The sequence below is a fragment of the Lutibacter sp. HS1-25 genome, from assembly GCF_004121075.1.
GTDB lineage: Bacteria > Bacteroidota > Bacteroidia > Flavobacteriales > Flavobacteriaceae > Lutibacter.
The window spans coordinates 1-2,041 of sequence record NZ_RHLN01000109.1 but is presented as its reverse complement, the minus strand read 5'-3'; the positions used below and the strand labels follow the sequence as shown (position 1 = coordinate 2,041).

At 30.5% G+C, this 2,041-nt stretch carries 2 protein-coding genes; both read left to right on the top strand.

What is annotated here, in order from left to right:
* The first annotated feature begins 1,057 nt into the window (after positions 1–1,057).
* On the top strand, positions 1,058–1,291 hold the full coding sequence (locus EC396_RS12710; RefSeq protein ID WP_129367002.1) for a hypothetical protein: 234 nt from the start codon (positions 1,058–1,060) through the stop codon (positions 1,289–1,291).
* Positions 1,292–1,318: 27 nt separating this feature from the next.
* On the top strand, positions 1,319–1,609 hold the full coding sequence (locus EC396_RS12705) for a type II toxin-antitoxin system RelE/ParE family toxin (protein ID WP_240665704.1): 291 nt from the start codon (positions 1,319–1,321) through the stop codon (positions 1,607–1,609).
* Positions 1,610–2,041: the final 432 nt, after the last annotated feature.

Below are 2,041 nucleotides of genomic sequence, written 5' to 3'. Positions count from 1 at the left end.
GCAGTTTTTAAAAACTATAAATTGATTTATGCTGTCGATCTGGAAAATGGATTTATACAAATTGCAGATGTTTTTGACACACGACAAAACCCTCCGAAACTGCAAAGGACAAAATAAAGTTTGTTACCAATCGATAATTAATAATGAAAAGTTAATAATGAAAAATGAATGATTATTACCCGATACTGAATACTTTCCTATTGAAAAATTGACTCCCTTTAGGGTTGGGGAAAAGCAATTTTTCAATTTCAACTGTAGTTAAATAATGAAGAAGGAATAATAAATAATTATTAATTAATACTGACTTAAAACTGAAAACTGTTACTTAAAACTGAGTACTAGATACCTACTTTTGACTTAATTCCATTTATAACTTGTCATTCCGACGAAGGAGGAACCATATCCAATGCTCAATTTTATGTGATTTCTCATTGCAATCGAAATGACAAAACATGCTTTTTAGTATTTGTAGTAACAGATCCCCGCATTCGCGAGGATGACGGTTCAAAACATACGTGTTTTCAGCTTAACTCAATAATTAAAACTTAATACCATTTATGATTTGTCATTCCGACGAAGGAGGAACCACACCCAATGCTCAGTTTTATGTGATTTCTCATTGCAATCGAAATGACAAAACATGCTTTTTAGTATTTATATTAACAGATCCCCGCATACGCGAGAAATCGAAGATTCGCGAGGAATGACGGTTCAAAACATACGTCATTTTCAGCTTGACTGGAAATCTGTTGTTTGTGTAGTTCAAAAGATGCTTTTTAGTATTTACACTAACAGATCCCCGCATTCGCGAGGATGACGGTTCAAAGAATACTGTTACTAATTAATAATGAATAACGACTTAAAACTTAAAACTTAGAACTGTTACTTAAAACTGCTACTGAAAACAGGCTTTTGGCTTTTAATTTAAAACTGGTTGTTGGATTTTAGATTTGCTATTTTTTAGTAGATTAAGTATTGGTATCAGGCTAGATTCAAGTTTTTAAAAAATATTTAGTATAAATTGATAATTTCGTATCTTTGATAAAAGTCTAATAATATGAATTTAGAAGCTAGAAAAATAGCATTTATACAAGAATTTTTAAAACTTCAAAGTGAAGAAGTAGTTTCTCGTCTTGAAAGCATATTAAAAAATAAAAAAAACACTTCTGAAGATCAGCAATTTGAGCCAATGACTCAAAATGAATTAAATAAACGCATTGATCAATCTGAATCTGATTTTAAAAACAAACGATTTAAAAGTAGTTCTGACCTTTTAGCCAAATACGAATAATGGCATTGAAAATTATTTGGTCTGATTTTGCAGAAACGCAACTTGACGATATTTATTAAGTATTACGAAAATAAAGCAAGTTCAAAAATTGCCAAAAAAATCGTAAAAGAAATTATCAATGAACCAAAAAAATTGATAAAAAATCCACTAATTGGTCAAGAAGAAGCGTTATTAAAACATCGAAAAATTAAATATCGATATTTAGTTTTTAAAAACTATAAATTGATTTATGCTGTCGATCTGGAAAATGGATTTATACAAATTGCAGATGTTTTTGACACACGACAAAACCCTCCGAAACTGCAAAGGACAAAATAAAGTTTGTTACCAACTCGATAATTAATAATGAAAAGTTAATAATGAAAAATGAATGATTATTACCCGATACTGAATACTTTCCTATTGAAAAATTGACTCCCTTTAGGGTTGGGGAAAAGTAATTTTTCGGTAGCGTTGATTTTGTTAATAATTAAACTAATTTATAATTACACACCCCTAACCCCTCTCAAGAGGGGAATATTATAGTTGAATACTGGCTTTTGGCTATTAGCTTTTGACTTTCAACTTTAGACTTTCAGCTTGACTGGAAATCTGTTGTTTGTGTAGTGACAAAACATGCTTTTTAGTATTTGTAGTAACAGATCCCCGCATTCGCGAGGATGACGGTTCAAAACATACGTCATTTTCAGCTTGACTGGAAATCTGTTGTTTGTGTAGTTCAAAAGATGCTTTTTAGTATTTACACTAACA

Bases quoted from the DNA above. Each gene is read 5' to 3' on its own strand.
- EC396_RS12710 (WP_129367002.1), top strand. From the start codon at position 1,058: ATGAATTTAGAAGCTAGAAAAATAGCATTTATACAAGAATTTTTAAAA.